The 17,919-nt window shown below is 40.1% G+C and carries 21 protein-coding genes; 10 read left to right on the top strand and 11 right to left on the bottom strand.

Translation table 11 applies throughout. The features are described 5' to 3' along the window. Nucleotides 1–835: 835 nt before the first annotated feature. Entirely contained in the window at nucleotides 836–1,465 is a 630-nt protein-coding gene (locus tag AOC29_RS09845; protein ID WP_215295814.1) for an ATP-dependent Clp protease proteolytic subunit, read from the top strand. A gap of 49 nt (nucleotides 1,466–1,514) precedes the next feature. On the opposite strand, the gene AOC29_RS09840 is transcribed toward AOC29_RS09845, so the two are convergent. The 4 genes from AOC29_RS09840 to AOC29_RS09825 all read right to left on the bottom strand — a co-directional run bounded on the left by AOC29_RS09840 (nucleotide 1,515) and on the right by AOC29_RS09825 (nucleotide 4,469). Further along, entirely contained in the window at nucleotides 1,515–1,985 is a 471-nt protein-coding gene (locus tag AOC29_RS09840; protein WP_215295813.1) for a hypothetical protein, read from the bottom strand. Between the two features lie 219 nt (nucleotides 1,986–2,204). Beyond that, nucleotides 2,205–2,402 (bottom strand): hypothetical protein, encoded by a 198-nt coding sequence (locus AOC29_RS09835; protein WP_215295812.1) that lies wholly within the window; start codon nucleotides 2,400–2,402, stop codon nucleotides 2,205–2,207. Nucleotides 2,403–3,405: 1,003 nt separating this feature from the next. Further along, nucleotides 3,406–4,086: a hypothetical protein gene (locus tag AOC29_RS09830; protein ID WP_215295811.1), complete on the bottom strand. Its 681-nt coding sequence runs from the start codon at nucleotides 4,084–4,086 to the stop codon at nucleotides 3,406–3,408. 176 nt (nucleotides 4,087–4,262) lie between these two features. After that, nucleotides 4,263–4,469 (bottom strand): hypothetical protein, encoded by a 207-nt coding sequence (locus AOC29_RS09825; RefSeq protein WP_215295810.1) that lies wholly within the window; start codon nucleotides 4,467–4,469, stop codon nucleotides 4,263–4,265. A 178-nt stretch (nucleotides 4,470–4,647) separates the two neighbouring features. Between AOC29_RS09825 and AOC29_RS09820 the strand changes: the two genes are divergently transcribed. After that, nucleotides 4,648–5,301 (top strand): hypothetical protein, encoded by a 654-nt coding sequence (locus AOC29_RS09820; RefSeq protein ID WP_215295809.1) that lies wholly within the window; start codon nucleotides 4,648–4,650, stop codon nucleotides 5,299–5,301. On the opposite strand, the gene AOC29_RS09815 is transcribed toward AOC29_RS09820, so the two are convergent. The 3 genes from AOC29_RS09815 to AOC29_RS09805 form a co-directional block, all read right to left on the bottom strand. After that, nucleotides 5,298–5,462 carry a hypothetical protein gene (locus AOC29_RS09815; protein ID WP_215295808.1) on the bottom strand — a complete coding sequence of 55 codons (165 nt, stop codon included), beginning with the start codon at nucleotides 5,460–5,462 and terminating at the stop codon, nucleotides 5,298–5,300. The two genes, AOC29_RS09820 and AOC29_RS09815, sit on opposite strands and share 4 nt — an antisense overlap. After that, entirely contained in the window at nucleotides 5,459–5,893 is a 435-nt protein-coding gene (locus AOC29_RS09810) for a hypothetical protein (protein ID WP_215295807.1), read from the bottom strand. The genes AOC29_RS09815 and AOC29_RS09810 overlap by 4 nt, the downstream gene beginning before the upstream one ends. A 61-nt stretch (nucleotides 5,894–5,954) precedes the next feature. Continuing rightward, the gene (locus tag AOC29_RS09805) at nucleotides 5,955–7,265 is read right to left on the bottom strand and encodes a hypothetical protein (protein WP_215295806.1); all 1,311 of its coding nucleotides are present in this window, start codon (nucleotides 7,263–7,265) and stop codon (nucleotides 5,955–5,957) included. A 234-nt stretch (nucleotides 7,266–7,499) separates the two neighbouring features. On the opposite strand from AOC29_RS09805, the gene AOC29_RS09800 reads away from it, so the two are divergent. The 7 genes from AOC29_RS09800 to AOC29_RS09770 all read left to right on the top strand — a co-directional run bounded on the left by AOC29_RS09800 (nucleotide 7,500) and on the right by AOC29_RS09770 (nucleotide 13,477). Continuing rightward, complete coding sequence (locus tag AOC29_RS09800; protein WP_215295805.1) at nucleotides 7,500–8,033, top strand: DUF2878 domain-containing protein; 534 nt, start codon at nucleotides 7,500–7,502, stop codon at nucleotides 8,031–8,033. 119 nt (nucleotides 8,034–8,152) lie between these two features. Continuing rightward, nucleotides 8,153–9,244: a recombinase RecA gene (gene recA / locus AOC29_RS09795; protein WP_215295804.1), complete on the top strand. Its 1,092-nt coding sequence runs from the start codon at nucleotides 8,153–8,155 to the stop codon at nucleotides 9,242–9,244. A gap of 17 nt (nucleotides 9,245–9,261) precedes the next feature. After that, nucleotides 9,262–9,780: a recombination regulator RecX gene (gene recX / locus AOC29_RS09790; RefSeq protein WP_215295803.1), complete on the top strand. Its 519-nt coding sequence runs from the start codon at nucleotides 9,262–9,264 to the stop codon at nucleotides 9,778–9,780. Nucleotides 9,781–9,968: 188 nt separating this feature from the next. After that, entirely contained in the window at nucleotides 9,969–11,138 is a 1,170-nt protein-coding gene (gene sucC, locus AOC29_RS09785; protein ID WP_215295802.1) for an ADP-forming succinate--CoA ligase subunit beta, read from the top strand. Between the two features lie 15 nt (nucleotides 11,139–11,153). After that, the gene (sucD, locus tag AOC29_RS09780) at nucleotides 11,154–12,047 is read left to right on the top strand and encodes a succinate--CoA ligase subunit alpha (protein ID WP_215295801.1); all 894 of its coding nucleotides are present in this window, start codon (nucleotides 11,154–11,156) and stop codon (nucleotides 12,045–12,047) included. Between the two features lie 95 nt (nucleotides 12,048–12,142). Continuing rightward, nucleotides 12,143–12,847, top strand: coding sequence for a TerC family protein (locus tag AOC29_RS09775; protein WP_215295800.1), 705 nt, complete (start codon nucleotides 12,143–12,145; stop codon nucleotides 12,845–12,847). 108 nt (nucleotides 12,848–12,955) lie between these two features. Next, nucleotides 12,956–13,477: a pilin gene (locus AOC29_RS09770; protein WP_215295799.1), complete on the top strand. Its 522-nt coding sequence runs from the start codon at nucleotides 12,956–12,958 to the stop codon at nucleotides 13,475–13,477. Nucleotides 13,478–13,538: 61 nt separating this feature from the next. On the opposite strand, the gene moaC is transcribed toward AOC29_RS09770, so the two are convergent. After that, complete coding sequence (gene moaC / locus AOC29_RS09765) at nucleotides 13,539–14,018, bottom strand: cyclic pyranopterin monophosphate synthase MoaC (RefSeq protein WP_215295798.1); 480 nt, start codon at nucleotides 14,016–14,018, stop codon at nucleotides 13,539–13,541. Between the two features lie 23 nt (nucleotides 14,019–14,041). On the opposite strand from moaC, the gene AOC29_RS09760 reads away from it, so the two are divergent. Then, a complete protein-coding gene (locus tag AOC29_RS09760; RefSeq protein ID WP_215295797.1) occupies nucleotides 14,042–15,745 on the top strand; it encodes a M48 family metalloprotease in 1,704 nt (567 codons plus the stop codon). A 16-nt stretch (nucleotides 15,746–15,761) separates the two neighbouring features. Here AOC29_RS09760 and AOC29_RS09755 read toward each other — a convergent pair whose 3' ends face one another. From AOC29_RS09755 to waaF, 3 genes are read right to left on the bottom strand one after another with little or no spacing between them, the layout of a single operon-like run. Beyond that, nucleotides 15,762–16,376: a DUF2946 family protein gene (locus AOC29_RS09755; RefSeq protein WP_215295796.1), complete on the bottom strand. Its 615-nt coding sequence runs from the start codon at nucleotides 16,374–16,376 to the stop codon at nucleotides 15,762–15,764. 5 nt (nucleotides 16,377–16,381) lie between these two features. Beyond that, nucleotides 16,382–16,816, bottom strand: a complete 435-nt coding sequence (locus AOC29_RS09750; protein ID WP_215295795.1) for a nuclear transport factor 2 family protein — start codon at nucleotides 16,814–16,816, stop codon at nucleotides 16,382–16,384. A gap of 20 nt (nucleotides 16,817–16,836) precedes the next feature. Further along, the gene (gene waaF / locus AOC29_RS09745) at nucleotides 16,837–17,871 is read right to left on the bottom strand and encodes a lipopolysaccharide heptosyltransferase II (RefSeq protein ID WP_215295794.1); all 1,035 of its coding nucleotides are present in this window, start codon (nucleotides 17,869–17,871) and stop codon (nucleotides 16,837–16,839) included. Between the last annotated feature and the right edge of the window lie 48 nt (nucleotides 17,872–17,919).

The raw sequence follows: 17,919 nt of genomic DNA, 5'->3' as shown, positions 1-17,919 counted from the left end.
AGATAGTTATTTTTCACTTAAATGCAAAAAATACAATTGAAAATGAATTAATTAAAGTTCCAAATTTTCTACGCAAGATTCTGTATTTGTACCTTGGATTAATTATTGTCTTTCTATTATATTTTCTTGTATCGCCGACTCAAACATGCATTAGAAGCGGAATGAGTGAAAAATTTTGCATCAATAAAAATAGTTGGTAATTACTCAGGGTTTATTGAGTAGTTATGGTGAGAAGTTTAATTTAACTTCAAACCCTTTGTGGGAATTTTGGTCTGATAAAACTGAAGTGGATCATAAGATAATGAATGACAAAGAAGTGAAGTCCACACTAGAAAAACTTGTAATAAAGTCATGTAAGGAGACCGGTTCGATAGTCTCCAAATACCCCTTGAAGGTAATGGGAAAAATTAGACGTTATAAGTCCATGAAGTCTGGTTACTACGTTCAATTTCAGAATTTCACTAATCTCACTCTGGTTAAGAACTCAGGTGATAACAAGTATTTTCGATATTACTTTCGTTGTATTCAATTTGAGAATAGAGAAGTTCCTTTACTAGAAATATGTAAATGGACTCCGTCACATGGATCTGTAGAGGATGGAAAGGTTATCTATAGGGATGATGACAAGAGATACAAAGGAACGTTTCTCGAGAGAATGATTACAGTAATGAATGTGGTGAAACTAAAACTATAGTGAGTACTCTATATAAAAAGTAATTAAATACGGTAGAACTTTTTATTAATCTCGAGGGTATTTGTAAAAAATTCTCTAATAGGTTTTAACTTAACTCTTCTTTTTTACAGAATATTTCTAATTATTTTTTAAAATTCTCTTTTGAAATACATCACACTCACATTCCTCTGCATTTGTTCGGTACTTATTTTTATCCTCTTTACAAATGAACAAATTGCTACACAAAGATATGACAATGGACTCATTACATATCAATTCTCGAATCCAAATAACTGCGTGATAAAAATATCTGGTCTAGTTGATGAAGACTTGGGTTATAAATTTAGTGATGTTCTGTCTCTCTTTGAAAAGAAAAATTGTAAAAAAATATCTCTATACCTGAATTCAAATGGCGGTAAGTTACTTTACAGTATAGAAATTGGTAAGACGGTACGAGAGAAAAATATTGAAACATTCATAACTGATTCTTGTGACTCAGCATGTGGTTACATATTTGTTGGTGGTGTTAAAAGAAATATACAAAAATATAGAACGATGGGGTTTCATCAAGCATCTGTTGACGATGGAAGGTGTATCTCAATGAAAACTGCAATTGACTCAATTGATAGGAAAATTATTGAACTTGGATATAACCATATCAAAATGATGTTAAATGACAAATCTTCAAAAAAATGGATTAGTTATGAAGAAATGACAAGTTGCAAGAATATGCTTCAGGTAGGTTCATCAGAACTATTGAAAGATGGAATTGTTGATACCGTATTTGATTGATAACCTGATCATTTAAGTCATCATTGATTCGTAGTGTGAAGATAGAAGATCACTCAACCTTTTCTATCTTTAACTTACCGAAGAAACAATATTCACCAACATAGAATTCGTAACCTAACTCTCTTAGACCTTCTTCATCTTCATCTTCGTAAATACTCTTAATTTCCTCCTGTTCTTCGATGGTGAAACCATCCCCAAATATAAATTCTGATGATCCATCTGTGAAATCTTGGTCATCGATATCTGTATCAAGTTTAAGAATATCGATTCCCACTTCAGGATCGTAGTCATCTGGTAGATAGGGTTCATCTACAACAATCACATAACCCGACCTCCAAAGTGTTTCAATGACAAAGTCTTTTCCATTCCCACCGTACGTTCTTCTCTCAACAATACTATTAGTGGTGGTAGTTTCGATTCTGAAACGATTATCTTCATCATCTTCATACTCATTTTCTTCCTCTTCTTTTTGAAGATGTTTTAAGTACTTTTCAATTTCTTCATCACGATTGTTAGTCATAAAGATCCACCGATTTGTTGATTTAAAAATGATATAAATTACATAATTAATATACTTTATCTTCCACTATAAAAACAACATAGTGTTTCTTTTTAGATAATTTCTTCACTATTTGTGTCAGTTCTTGTAAGTCAGACTGTATGGAGGAATCTTTCATCTTGGGATTAAAGAAGTAAGAATGTATTGATTCTTTTACGAGATGGTCTGTCAGTTGTTTATTCATTCTTCTTCACCATCAAGAACTGGTTCGACTGTAATAAGAACTTGACCGTTCTTTAACATCTTCATAGTGAGTGGTATGAGTTCATTAAAGAGATAGATAACATCATCTTTACTCATATCAGGATTCAGGTCACAGGTGTAATACTTCTCTTTCTCTTCTTTCATAAAACGACGAAATGATTTAATTTTGTTCATATGTTCTCCAGTTCTTTTAGTACAGTTGTTATTCCTTTTTTATCGATTTCATCTAGAAATCTTGTTATAGAAAGTCTTCCTAGTGTTGATTTAGGAATCTTGGTAGTGGTGGATATCTTGGTAAATCGTGTATGAAGTTCATGATTCATTCGTAATGGAAATTGAACTTGTGGTGTAGATTGAATTTGTAATGACATTGATTTCCTTTGGATAGTGAATAGAAACTAAGACTAGTGAGAACTAACATCTAACGACATGGTTAACGACAAGTAAGTTCTATATGGTTATTTATAAGGAATGGAATCTGGTGAAAGTTACTGGTCACCATACTTGTTCACAGGAGGAACAATCTAGTGGATGACTTCGTCATTTGATACTCGTTCCTCGTATCAAGATTCATATAATTAAATTAAATAGGATTGTTACGAAGTAACATTGATGAAATCAATTAACTAGAACTTATCTAGATCCAATGTATCTGAGGAGGAATTTGAAGATACAATTCACCTATCCGAAGATAGATGAATCATTACCTGAGTGTGGAACTCTCAGACACATTTGTGTAGATAACCTGATTCGTTGATTAATCAGGAAGGACGGTTAGTCTTTTTCCTTTACATCTGTTTCTTCCAACGGTAACAATCTGAAACCACACAAACGATATACAGACTGTTTTGGGAGTCTTTTCATCCCATCGTGACGATAATCTTTATTGAATAACACCCATCTTCGTCTTTGGTGTCCTCATTATGTAATTTGTCTTAGTCTCACAGTTTGATACGACACGGTCCTTAACTTCTGTCGTTCCGTAATCAGTGACTGTGTCACATGGGACTTGTCCAATATTTACTACTCATACTTATATTTATACAAGTTGTTGTCTGTAGGTATGGATAAAGTCATATTTACCATTTCACCTCCTGAAAAAAATTTCAAAATAACAAAAACCCCACCAGAAAAAAATTATTGGAAATAATCAGTTTCGTGGTGGGGAGAATTTTTATTACATTGTTACAACTTCTTCATCAACAACATTTTCATCATCTTCTTGATACTCTGTAATTTGTGGTATTTCAAATCTGACAAGTTGTTTTTCCTGAAGTTTATCTAGAAATTTAATTATTGAATCAAATTCTGTTTTTGGTATATCTCTTGAAACAGTTATCGTGAAACGATTTATAGACTTTATTAACTTCTTCATTTGAACTGGACTAACGGAAGAAGATGAGAATTTATTGGAACTGTTCATATTAGGAACTTTTCCTCCTAATCTCTTTACATCCCTCAATGTCACATATGAATGAATTTCATCATTACACATTAACTCTTCAAACTTATCAGGATCAAGAGTGGTGATTTCATAGAGAACAGTGTAAGAGTCAGGTAACTTATCTACATACTTCCAGAAAATTTCAGAGTGTTTACCAATCTGTTCAAACTTTCTAAATGTTGAACCATCTCTTTTGAGTCCGACTGAGAAACAGAAGTAGTTCATATCTGTTTTATCCAGTTCACCAGACTTTTCTTTTTCTTTCATCTCAACAATTAGTGAACTTAATTTGAGGATGTTCTCTACGGTGTTTCTTGTGTACTGTTGGAAAGAAGTGATGTATTCATTTACGACAGTCATGTTTTTACAGGTAGTTTGATAAGTTTGAAGTTGTAGTTGATTTGATAATTTCATAATTTAGTTACTTTCAATAAATTTTGAACAAAAGAATCCCACACCCTTTAAAAAGGTTCTTTTATTCACATCAAAAAAATTAAGGGTGTAGTGACTTAGTTATTTTTATTAGTTGTCACTATTCTGTCGTTTCAGGAATCTAGATGATTCTTTAGGAATGGACAGTTACATATAAATTATCTGAAATACTGATAATTAATTTTTTCTAGATAACACTCATGATGGTCGTCAGTTAAATATGATTTATCGTTCATCTCAAATGAAATAGTTTTATTGTTTATTAATTCTTCAATTTGTTTTGTCATTTCCTCTGGATCCGAGAATTCTTTTACCCAAACACCATGAGTCATCGTTAAGTTTATTTGTAACATTGGTTTACTCATTTAAATCTCCTATAAGTGATGTCATATAAATCGAATATTGGATTCGGAATTGAATCAATCAATCTCAATCTATACTTACCACTATACACTTTAAGTCATTGATTTAGAACGATAAAAGTCTATTTACGACAATTGTCGGATAGATAGTATTGTCTTTTTATGGTAGATTGTTCCTACTATGAACAACACCTCAAACTTACTCATTCGTAAAGAGAACTACAGACTCTGGTTTGAGTTCTATAAGTTATGTCATCAGTCATTGATAAATGATGTTCAATCAAATTTGAGGAAGTCGAAACACTTTTATGATTCATGGGGTGATATAACGAATATCAAGTTTGATGACTGGTGGAAGACTCATTCAAAACTCTTTGAACAACCTGTAGTCAAAGTCGTTAAGTCAGAAGATGAGATGGAATCACCTTATGGGATTTTGATAGAAGTACCACTCAATCAATCTGTCACAGAAACACTTTCTCAACTTAAAGATATCCTGACAAAAGAACAGAAGTCATCAAGTAAGAAGAAAAAGACTGTTTTGATTGGTAGATATCAGTTAACAGAAGGATCGGAACCTAAACTCAAGACAATTCGAAGTGTATTGAATATCTATCGTGATGTGTATCTCAAGAACAATAAACCTAAGATACCCAAACTCTTACCAATGGTTGTTCAATACTATGAAGGTAAAAAGAAGATGACTTTACCGACTACTCTGAATACTAATCAGAATGACTTAGACAATGTATTGAGAAACTTAGGAAGATGGATGAAGTGGGGTGAAACAATCATGTTGAATGTTTCGAATGGTGAGTTTCCAGGGAAGTATTAGTCTTTTTTCTTTTTCTCTAAGTTGTCTAAGAAATTATTCAGTAAGTCTTCTTTTGTTCTTGGGTTATGTTTTATATCATTTCTATTGATAAAGTATCCAACTAACACCCCAAATATTACTATTCCAATAACGTAAAAATCTAATATTAGATTAGTATTCATTTTAAATTTTTACATAAACCAACATACTGAGATGGAAATGGACCACTCATCAAATTAATATGACGACTGTGAACTACTGGATACAAATCAGAATATTTTTGAGTGGGATTAAATATAGTTGTGATATTCATATTTCCAGATGGTGTTCTTTCGACAATATGAGTTGAACTATCACCTTTAAGAACTTGAACAGTTTCAGATCCTGAATTACCAATCATTCGACCGGTTCCTTTTTTAATATCAATTTGGTCAAATATTAATTCACTCATATCTGAAGTTCTCTTAGAAGATGGTTTCCCCGAATCCCAGTTTGTTGATAGACCATCTGAAAAATTACACCTGAATGATTGTGATTGACCAAATACATTCGTTGAGATGATGAGTCCTAGAGATACTGGAATCAGAAAGTTTCTCATTCTTGATAATTTCATGGTGGAGACCCCAATCAATTTATTGATGTTTTGACAGAGATATATTAACTCTGATTCCGAACTATTTTTGAACTTTTGTGGTGGTTTTTGAGGGGGTCTTAGATTTCAACTTTTCTTCGACTTTTCTCTTAATTTCTTTTTCTTTCTCTCGTTCTAGTCGTTTTTTGAGTTGTTCTTCTTTTTTCTTCTCAACACTTTCAAATCGTTGTAGATGAACACGAACTTGGTCGGTAGTTAAGTGTGAACTATAAAACTGGTCAATCATCTGTTGGGATGTTCTTGCGTTTCTTGAAAGATGTAATGTATTTACATTTCCCTTTACTAATCTCATCATGATTGACGTGTGACGTAATGAGTAGAGTGTGATGTTCTTATCTGTCGTTGTTTCGAGATTTGTTCTCTCTACAATCTTTCTGAATAATCTACCGACAACACTCATCATCGTGTCACGATTCTTGTATTGTGGATAGAACACATATTCGTCAGGAGAAATCGTCTTCTGATTTTTTAATCTGAGTTCACAAAGTTTCTTGTATATACCGACTGACGCAGTCATACATTGAACTTCATTTGCGTTTGTCTTGGTTGCGGGATGTGACAACACGATCCACTCATCTTTATTTTCTTTTTTAATCGTGATGTGTTTATGTTTAATCACTCGTAAGTCGGATGGTCGTATAAATGAATTAATCATGAACTGAATCAGATATTTCATCTCTAGTGTTATTTCTACACCTCTCACTACTAACTTCTCATCAGAACAAAGTTCACTCATTCTGACGATTGATTCATATTCTTCGTCTGTTAAGTAATCTCGTTTTTGTGTTGTTCTTGTTTTACTAGAAAGTTTCGGAAAAACAGGTAACTTATCTAATAAGTCATTTGAGATACCGTATTTCAAAATCTTTCGTAGAACTACCATGTAGTGTTTGAGAGTCGAGAGTGAACGTTCTTTTTCAGTGAGTTTTTGTAGTAAACGACTAATCTGTGAATTAGTGATGGTGGAGATATCTTGTTCATTAAAGAATGGGGAGAGTTCATTCTTAAATCGAGATTCATCATTTCGGTATACAGAAGGAATGGTGATGGGTTTAATTGAATCTAAGTAATTTCGACCCACCACCGTAAATGACTTGTTTGTGTCTGAAGTCTTGGTGATGACACTATTTAAAAGAACTTGTTCGTAAAACTTAATTCCGAATTTCTTTGATTCCACCAAATTTGTAGATTTAGTCGATTTTGTGAAATATTTCCCTTGAAAGAACACTCTGACCCAGTAATATTTACTAGAAGAAGTTAGATACACTACTAACTTCTTGGGGTATCCAGAAATCGTCTGAATACTCGATGGAATAGGGGTGGTTCTACTCATATTTGTTCAATAATTGGGTTCAATTATTGTATTACGAGTTAGATACACAGTTAGATACTTTTTGATGGTGATGCTCTGGCGCCCAATAGATATAAGGGTATAATGAGTGGTTCTGCGGACTAAATCGTAATCATAATCCGCAGGTCCGGGGTTCAAATCCCTGATTCGCCACCAAATCTACAGGCCATTGCCCACCGGCAGTGGCTTTTTTCTTAGGCTGGCTAGAATTCATATATGGCTAAATTTTGGAACTTTGTCTTTTTTCAAGCTGGTTGGTTTGCTTGTGTATTGGGTGCAGCTAATCAGCAGGTGCTATGGCCGGTAATTGGTACTTTGGCCTATATAGCGTTTCATGCATGGCGCTCTCCATCCCCTAGAGCCGAATTGAGCCTCCTATTAAAAGCCCTCTTCTTTGGAATTTGTACTGACTCCCTCATCATGTATTTAGGCTACTTGGATTTCCGAGATGATTGGCCTTCTCCCTTTCTATCCCCTTTATGGATGTGGACTCTTTGGGTGTTAGTGGCCACTACCGTAAACGGTTCCTTATCTTGGTTGCGGGGTAGACCCATCTGGGCAGCCGTATTGGGCGCTATTTCTGGCCCCCTTTCCTATGAGGCTGGCATTCGATTAGGGGCTGGAGGATGGGGCCCCGGAGGTCAAATCACGGGTTTTATCCTGGTTGGCGTCGTATGGGCGATTGCAATGCCTCTCTTTTTCTATTGGGACCGCACCCCAATCGAGCAGGGACTAGTAAAAAATCTGTAAATTCCCTTGAAAAGTCGCTTGCAAATACTACTGTTTTTATATACAGTAAATCCTAAGTTGTTAAACAGTAGATGAAACTTCGGGAAAAAGCCCAATACACAGTGAAAAAGGAATAAAAAATGGCCTTGGATGACAAAAGAAAATCAGCTTCCTCAGAATTTGAGGGGATGAGTGGAGATAAGCAAAAGGCGTTAACAGCAGCCTTAGCGCAAATTGAGAAACAATTTGGCAAGGGCTCGATCATGAGATTGGGCGATGCTGAAATTAGCCAAGATATTCAAGTGGTATCGAGTGGTTCACTTGGCTTGGATATCGCCTTGGGAGTTGGCGGTCTAGCACGTGGTCGTGTGATTGAAATCTACGGCCCAGAATCGTCCGGTAAAACAACCTTAACTTTGCATGCGATTGCAGAAATGCAAAAGCTTGGTGGTACTTGCGCATTTATCGACGCTGAACATGCTTTAGATGTTCAGTACGCATCCCGCTTAGGTGTGGATGTGAATAATTTATTGATTTCTCAACCAGATACTGGTGAGCAAGCTTTAGAAATCGCAGATGCTCTAGTGCGCTCCGGCTCAATCGATTTGATCGTCATTGACTCCGTTGCAGCTTTGGTTCCCAAAGCTGAGATTGAAGGCGATATGGGCGACTCATTGCCCGGCTTGCAAGCTCGCTTGATGAGTCAAGCATTGCGTAAATTGACTGGCGCTATCAAGCGCACTAACACCACCGTGATCTTTATTAACCAAATTCGCATGAAGATTGGTGTGATGTTTGGTTCCCCAGAGACTACTACTGGTGGTAATGCACTGAAGTTCTACGCTTCTATGCGCTTAGATATTCGCCGTATTGGTAGCATTAAGAAGGGTGACGAAGTCGTTGGTAATGAAACCCGTGTGAAGGTTGTGAAGAACAAAGTTTCTCCTCCATTCCGCGAAGCCATTTTTGACATCATGTACGGTGCCGGTATTTCAAGAGAAGGTGAAATCATTGATATGGGTGTTGAAGCTGATATCGTTGAAAAGTCTGGCTCTTGGTATAGCTATAACGGCGATCGTATTGGTCAGGGTAAAGACAATGTGCGCGATTTCTTGAAAGAGAATCCAGCGATTGCTAAAGATATTGAAGCAAAAATTCGCGAGAAACTAGGCGTCAAATCTGGTTCTGCAGTAGTGACCGATGTCTTAAGTGAGGAAGAGGAAGTCGAATAACTGCGTTGAATCATTCGATGTCAGAATTAGCTAGTAAAAAACCTAAACAAAGCCCGAGTCTCAAAGCTCGGGCTTTGCGTCTTTTATCGCTCCGAGAATATAGTCGCAAAACTTTAGCCGCCAAGTTGGCCGAATCAGAGGCTAGATGGGCAAGGTTGGGCGCTGAGCAACTGGAGCAAACCTCGCAAGCTACCACTCTTAGTATTGAGGCTGTTTTGGATGATTTTGAGACTCGTGGTTGGTTATCCGACGAGCGATTTGCGGAAGCCTTGGTGCGAAGGCGTAGTGAGCGATATGGGACTCGAAAAATTGCTGATGAGCTAGAGAGGGCGGGGGTGGATTCGCAGCAATCAGCCAAGCTCCTTGGGGCTTTAAAGGAAACTGAATTTCAGCGGGCATATGAACTTTGGGCAAGAAAATACGGGGAAAAAGCCCAGGATCAAAAAGAACGCGCAAGGCAATATCGGTTTTTGGCGTCTAAGGGTTTTAGTTCAGATGTGGTGGCCAGAATAATTGGCGGTCAAAGCCCTGATTAGGGCAATTACGGATCAAAAATTGCCATTTGCGGCATTGCAACATGATAGACTTATGAAGTCGGTCAAGCCGTTCGCATTTATTCAAATTTGGCTAATTTAGCTATTTCTCGAGTAAGTATGGGATCAAGGCAATATCGGTTTTACTAATCCTCATCGCTTGCTACAAAAGATACCGTTTCGGAGTAATTATGAAAATTCACGAGTACCAGGGCAAAGAACTTCTGCGCCAATTTAATGTGCCTGTTCCAAATGGCATTCCTGCATTTAGTGTAGATGAAGCTATGAAGGCTGCTGAAAAGCTCGGCGGTCCAGTATGGGTTGTGAAGGCTCAAATTCATGCTGGTGGTCGTGGCAAAGGCGGTGGTGTGAAGTTGGCGAGAAGCATGGATGACGTAAAGAAGTACGCATCCGAAATTTTGGGTATGCAACTCAAGACTCACCAGACAGGCCCAGAAGGTCAAAAAGTCAATCGTCTTTTAATTGAAGACGGTGCAGATATCAAAAAAGAGTATTACTTCAGTATCGTTACAGACCGCGCGACACAAAAAAATGTGATCATGGCTTCTAGCGAAGGCGGTATGGATATTGAGGAAGTCGCTGCATCTCATCCAGAAAAAATTATCAAAGTGTTTGTTGATCCATTGATTGGAATGACAGATGCTGACTGCGATATCGTCGCAAAAGGTATTGGTGTTCCTGAAGCCTCTATTCCGATGGCACGTGATGTATTCAAAAACTTGTACAAGACCTATTGGGATACCGATGCTTCATTGGTTGAAATTAACCCATTGATTCTTGAAGGTAATGGCAAGATCAAGGCTTTGGACGCTAAGTTCAACTTTGATCCAAACGCATTATTCCGTCATCCAGAAATCGTTGCTTACCGTGATATCGATGAAGAAGATGCTGCTGAGATTGAAGCTTCTAAATTTGATCTGGCTTACATCTCATTAGATGGCAATATTGGCTGTCTCGTAAACGGCGCTGGTTTAGCAATGGCAACCATGGATACGATTAAGTTATTCGGTGGCGAGCCTGCAAACTTCTTAGACGTTGGCGGGGGTGCTACTGCAGAAAAAGTGACCGAAGCATTCAAGATCATGCTCAAGAATAAGAGTGTTGAAGCCATTTTGGTCAACATCTTCGGCGGGATTATGCGTTGCGATGTGATCGCTGACGGTGTTGTTACTGCTTGTAAGGCAGTAAACCTCACAGTTCCTTTGGTAGTGCGCATGAAGGGCACTAATGAAGAGTTAGGCAAGAAAATTCTTGTGGACTCTGGTTTGCCAATCATTAGCGCCGACTCAATGGCTGAAGCCGCTACTAAGGTAGTTGCGGCTGTTGCCAAAAACAAATAATCCAGGAATTTCAATATGTCTATTTTGATCAATAAAAACACCAAAGTCATTACACAGGGTATTACTGGTAAGACCGGTCAGTTCCATACTGAAAAATGTCAGGAATACGCAAACGGTAAAAACTGTTTCGTTGCTGGCGTAAATCCTAAAAAGGCTGGCGAGTCTATTTTTAATATTCCAATTTATGCGACTGTTAAAGAGGCTGCGGCCCAAACTGGTGCAACTACTTCTGTCATTTATGTTCCACCTCCAGGCGCAGCCGCTGCAATCTGGGAAGCAGTTGAAGCTGACCTCGATTTCGTGATCTGTATTACAGAAGGTATTCCAGTACGCGATATGCTGGAAGTACGTAACAAGATGAAAGCTAAAGAAGCTAAGGGCGGCAAGAAAACTCTGTTACTTGGCCCTAACTGCCCAGGAATTATTACTCCTGATGAAATCAAGATCGGTATCATGCCTGGCCATATTCACAAGAAAGGTCGTATTGGTGTTGTGAGCCGCTCTGGAACTTTGACATACGAAGCGGTTGGTCAATTGACTGCAATTGGCTTGGGCCAATCTACTGCAGTAGGTATTGGTGGCGACCCGATTAATGGTTTGAAGCACATCGATGTGATGCGCATGTTTAATGAAGATCCAGAAACAGACGCTGTCATTATGATCGGTGAAATCGGTGGGCCTGATGAGGCTGAGGCAGCTCGCTGGTGTAAAGACAATATGAAGAAACCAATAGTTGGCTTTATTGCAGGCGTTACTGCCCCTCCAGGTAAGCGGATGGGTCATGCAGGCGCGTTGATTTCTGGGGGCGCAGATACAGCTGACGCAAAGCTTGCCGTGATGGAAGAGTGTGGTTTCAAAGTGACAAAGAACCCATCGGAAATGGCTGCATTATTAAAAGCTATGTTGTAATGAGCGGTCAAAAAAGGATGCTGAATATTCAGTATCCTTTTTCGTAGTAATCAGTAATTAAAAAGAAGTTAAAACATAAAAACGTAGGAGACATCATGGATTTTTCGGCATTTTCTGACGCTACTTTTTGGGCGGCACTCTTATCAATTATTGTTGCGAATATTTTGTTATCGGGTGATAACGCAGTAGTGATTGCTTTAGCATCACGTAACCTGCCGCCAGCCCAGCAAAAGAAAGCCATTTTTTGGGGTAGTGCAGCAGCGATTATTTTGCGTGTAGTACTAACCATTACTGCAGTGGCCTTACTAACCTTGCCTTATCTAAAAATCGTCGGCGGTTTATTGCTGTTGTATATCGGCATTCAGTTATTGTCTGATAGCGGCGGGGAAGAGCATATGGAGGCTAAGACAAGTATTTGGGCGGCCATACGTACAATCTTGATTGCAGACTTAGTCATGAGTTTGGATAACGTTTTAGCTGTAGCCGCGGCCGCACAAAAGGGTCCAGAAGAAACTCGTTTATTGCTTCTGATTATTGGACTTGGAATGTCTATCCCATTAATCATTTTTGGCAGCGCTATGTTGTTAAAGGTGATGGAGCGTTTCCCAATCATTATTACTTTGGGTGCTGGTTTATTAGGCCTTCTAGCTGGTGGTATGTTGGTTGATGATCCAGCTATTAAAGATAGTATCCAAGAGGCATTAGGCGATGCAAAGCTCGCCTTTGAGGTGATTGGTATCGCAGTTGTTATTTTGGTTGGAACCTATTTAAAGAAAAAGAATGCTCACAAAGAAGCGTAAATTTCTTTCTAGGTAATCAGAAAAGCCGGCTTTTTTACTTCTTAGCCTCATTGAGTTCAAGAGGTATAGACTGGATGATGAGGTATTTCACCTCAGGAGCTAGAAGATATGCAAAGTAAAAATCAGGACAAGCAGGGACAACAAGAGACTCATCAAGAGTCTGGCTTTACGCTGATAGAAGTCATGGTGGTAGTGGCGATCATTGGAATTTTGGTTGCAGTGGCAGTGCCTCAGTATCAGGACTACATTGCTCGTAGCCGAGTTATTGAAGGCATGAATCTTTCCTCCAGCGCCAAGCTTGCCGTCACAGAAGCATTTGCTAGTCGTGGAACTGTGCCTATGGATGAAGCTACAAGTGGGTCTTTCACCTTTACGCCAACACGAAGCGTTAAATTGATTGAAGTTACCCCATCAGGGGCAATTGCGATTGATTATCAAATTAGTGTGGCGCCTGAAGGTAAAAATACATTGCACCTTGTTCCCACCAATGAGCCAGATGCAAACTCACCTAAGCCAATTGATTTGTCAAAACCTGAGGGCTCAGCTTGGGCAGGAGGTTGGTCATGCAGATCGACTGAGACCAATCTGATTTCTCAGTTACTACCTTCTGAGTGCAGAATTAGTAAATAAAAATTTCTTCTTTTGTAACTATCAATGGGTAGCCACCTTCGGGTGGCTTTTTGATGAGCTGTTATTGTTCAGCCTTCCATTCCCCAGATTTACCACCACTTTTTTCTAACAGCTTGACATCACTCATCACCATGCCACGGTCTACTGCTTTGCACATATCGTAGATTGTGAGGAGGGCGACTTGGACTGCGGTGAGGGCTTCCATTTCAACGCCTGTTGGCCCCGTAGTTTCAGCCCTAACTTGGCAAGCGATGCTGCTGGTTTTTTGATCTAGTTGGAATTCGAGGCTTACGTGGGTGAGTGCCAGTGGATGACACAGAGGAATCAGATCCGAAGTTCTTTTGGAAGCTTGAATACCTGCAATACGAGCAATTCCTAAAACATCACCCTTTTTATGGGTGCCAGCCTCAACCATTTTAAAGGTCTCCGGAAGCATCGTAATAGTCCCGGTAGCAATTGCTATGCGATGAGTATTGGGCTTATTGCCAACATTTACCATGTGGGCTTGGCCACTGGCATCAAAATGAGTTAGTTTGTTCATGGGATAAGTTTTACCATATAGGGATGCAAGATATAAAGTCTGTTAAAAATATTTCGGTTTGGCAGCGTCTTTTAGCGATGCACCTCGTTCTGGGGCTGGCTTGTACTGGGACTACTCCTCTGTATGCCGCACCTGCTACTGGAGATGTTTCTGTAGAGGGAAATTCTGCCGCCATCCAAAATATTGGTCGGGCGATGCAGTCTCCAGATGCCCGTCCTGCTAATGCTCCAACACGCAATACTCTTCAAAGTCAGCCAACGATTATTTTGCCTGACATGGGTGATCCAGGCGGTGATGCTTTAAGTCGGGTAGACGAGCGAAGATACGGTGAGTTGATCATGCGCCAAATTAGGCCTGACGCAGATTATTCAAATGATTTGCCTATATATGACTATCTCAATCAAATGGAGCGCCGCTTAATACAGGCCGCTAAAAAATTACAACTTGGTGGTGCGAACGAACAAGGTAGCGGCGCCTATAACTTTGAAGTATTTGCGGTCAAAGATAGCAGCATTAATGCGTTTGCCTTACCGGGCGGCTTTATTGGTTTTCATACTGGTTTGATAGTCAGTGCAGAGTCGGACTCTGAAGTTGCTTCAGTCATGGGTCATGAAACAGGTCACGTCTTGCAGCGCCACCTAGCCAGACAAATGGATAAGCAGACAACAAATACTATGATTGCGATTGCTGGCATGGTATTAGGTGCATTGGCGATGTCACGCAATCCTCAGGCCGCTGCTGGCTTAATGCAGGGTGGTCAAGCCGCAGCAATCAATAATCAACTGTCTTATTCAAGAGATGCAGAGCGTGAGGCGGATCGTATTGGCTTTCAGATCTTGGATGCTAGTGGATATGATGTGAATGGTGCCCCCGGTTTTTTTCAGCGTTTGCAAAAAGCGACTGGCATTATGGATAAGGGCGTACCAGCATATGTGCGTACTCACCCTTTAACTACTGATCGTATCGCTGATATGCAGGATCGCGCACGTACTGTTCCTTCTCGCAATGTACCAACTGCTGTTGAGTTTTATTTTATTAAGGCGCGCGCTCGAATGGAGCAGGCTGGTAGCTCGAGTGGGCTCTACGACTTAAAAAATACTTTTGATAGTCTCAGTAAGCAGCAACCAATTGGTAAACAGATAGAAGGCTTTTATGGGCTTTCACTCATCGCTCAGCGTCAGGGTAAATGGGATCAGGCAGAAGTCGATTTACAACAGGCCCGCAATTTAACGCAAAAGGCTAGTGCACCGGGCTCGCCGATTCAGCGTCAAAGCTTATCTCTTGAGATTACCGCCTCAGAGCTTGCTTTGGCTAAGGGTAAAAAAGAAGAAGCTTTACAGATTGCACAGGCTGCATTGCGTGCTTATCCTCAGTCTTACGCTGCTGGAGCAGCTATGGTGAATGCCGAGCTCAAGACAGGTCGCACTAATGATGCGATTGCTTGGCTCAAGGCTCGCACCAGATCCCAGCCAAATGAAATTGTTTGGTGGAGTATGCTATCAAATGCGTATGATCAGGCAAATAATGTGCCTATGCGTCACTATGCTTTGGGTGAGAAATATGCGCTTGAGGGTGCTTGGCCATCTGCAATTGAGCAACTCAAAATTGCTCGCAGTGCCGGCGGCTCAGATTTTTACCAAGGTTCGAGCATTGATGCGCGTCTTCGTGAAATGCAAAGGCAATACCAAGACGAGCTCAAAGAGCAGGGCAAACAACTTCCTGGGTAGGTTTAGGTTTTTGGAGTTAAGGCTTTGGTTGTTTAACGAAACCAAATCGCTTAGCTAGCTCTTCAGAATGTATTGGATCTAGAGGTAATTGTTCGCCATGCCAATTCCAAGAACCACCGAAACTACAGGCCTCTTCGCGAAGCTGGGCTAGCTCGGAAAATTGATCTAAATCGTGATCATGTAAGAGACCGATGCTATCGTGTTCTTCGACTTCAAACTGTTGGGTCTTAAGGTCTTGATAAATTGCTTGCTTAATCGATCCAAGAATATAGATACTGCCATTTTCATCACTAAGCGCAGCGCTTGGTTTCATTTGCGTTTGACATTGGGTCATGAGTTGCTGACCTTGTTCGCTTGGGATGATGCGAACGATCCAAGGCGTTGCTGCTAGACTAATGAAAACCCGTTGCGGACCATTCTGGAAAAAGAATCTTCCTAATTGGTCGCTCGCGTAATTGCGGGAGATGAATTCATTTAAAGCAATATGCTGAATGACTTGACCTGGTAATTTATTTTGTTGTGCAAATTCGTCAACCATCCGCCATTGACCACGGCGGTCTAAGGCTAACCAGCCAAAGCAATCTGGCACATTGGGCCATTTAATGAGCGAGCGCAGTACTTGCTCGTCCATATTAATTAATGCAAGCCGTGTGGAGTAGAGGGTGCATCAAATGTATCATCCGTTGAACGACTAGCATGCAGGTGAGCAATACGCCAACCTTGACTATCTTGTAACAGTACTAAAGTGATGTTGAGAAAAAATTCAGCTTCGACTTGATCTGCTCTTAGGTGAACGGCTTCTGTAGTGTCATACACCGCCGCTCCAAGAATAGAGTGGCTAATGCAAGCAATCGGCTCTAAAAATAAGGCTTGTTTAGATAACAGTCTTTCTAAACCTTCACGAATTTCTGCGTGACCACTGAGACGATGTCCCTCAGGAAGTACGCAAGTGATGGAGTCATCATCTAACCAAATGTCTAACGCACCTTTAACGTCTCGATGACGCAGAGCATCACGCCAAGCCTCAACCACCTCATCTGCATTGTGAAAGAGTCTGGCTAGTTTGGTCATGGCTCAAGTTTCCTGAGAATTTATTGCAAGGTATTCAGTGTAGCCAAAACTTGCTGCGGGAGGATGTCATTGAGGCACCGTAAGTGACCTAATGGACAGATCTTTTGGTGACAAGGGCTACAGGGAAGATTAAGCCAAAGCACTTTAGCTTTATCAGACAAGGGTGGAGTATGAGCGGGGTCGCTAGACCCAAAAATGGCTACCTGAGGAGTTTTCAGTGCCGCTGCAATATGCATTAATCCAGAGTCATTGCTCACTACGGCCTTAGCTATGCCAATCAGAGCAATCGCTTCATCCAAAGAAGTACTGCCACACCAGTTATGTATGTTAGCGTGAAGGCCAGTTTCTGCTTGAATATTTTGTGCAATTTCTTGATCACCTTTACCACCCAAAAGAATGATTTGGGCGTTTGCATCTCCTTCAAGAATATTTTTTGCAAGCTGTGCAAAATGCTTGGTGGGCCAGCGCTTTGTGGGACCGTATTCAGCGCCTGGGCAGAATATAAAAAGAGACTTGGGGTTGATGTTGGCCCCCGCCAATTTTTGCTCTACGGACCGCTTTGCAAGAGATGAAACATTAAGTGTTGGTCTTAATGCGGATGATGAACTTTCTTCGTCATCTTGTAAGAGCTGACTAAGGGCGAGGTAGTGCTCTACCATCGGTGGGCGATTGATTTTGCTTGGGTTATCAAGTGATAAATTAATTAAGCCATAACGAAGTTCACCGCGATACCCAATGCGGAATGGAATGTTCGCCAACCAGGGAATGAGTGCGGATTTAAAGCTATTCGGCAAAATAAAGCAGGCTTGATAGTTTTTGGATTGAAGATCTTTTGCTAGCTGCTTGCGCAATCTCCACTGTAATTGCTGATGCTCAAACTTTGCTTCAATGACTTCGTTCACTGCATGACAGGCGCGATAAATAGGCGCAACCCAGGTGCTAGCAAGTACATCTATTTTTGATTCTGGATATTGCGCCTTAAGCCTTGTCAATAAAGGCTGTGTCATGACAGCATCCCCAATCCAGTTGGGAGCGATGATCAGAATACCTTGCATGTGATGTATCCCGACTCAGCACCCCGAGTTAGCCGGAGGTGCTGATAA

Source organism: Polynucleobacter sp. JS-JIR-5-A7 (assembly GCF_018687935.1).
Lineage (GTDB): Bacteria > Pseudomonadota > Gammaproteobacteria > Burkholderiales > Burkholderiaceae > Polynucleobacter.
The sequence above is the reverse complement of the archived record's forward strand: the minus strand, read 5'-3'. Positions and strand labels throughout refer to the sequence as shown.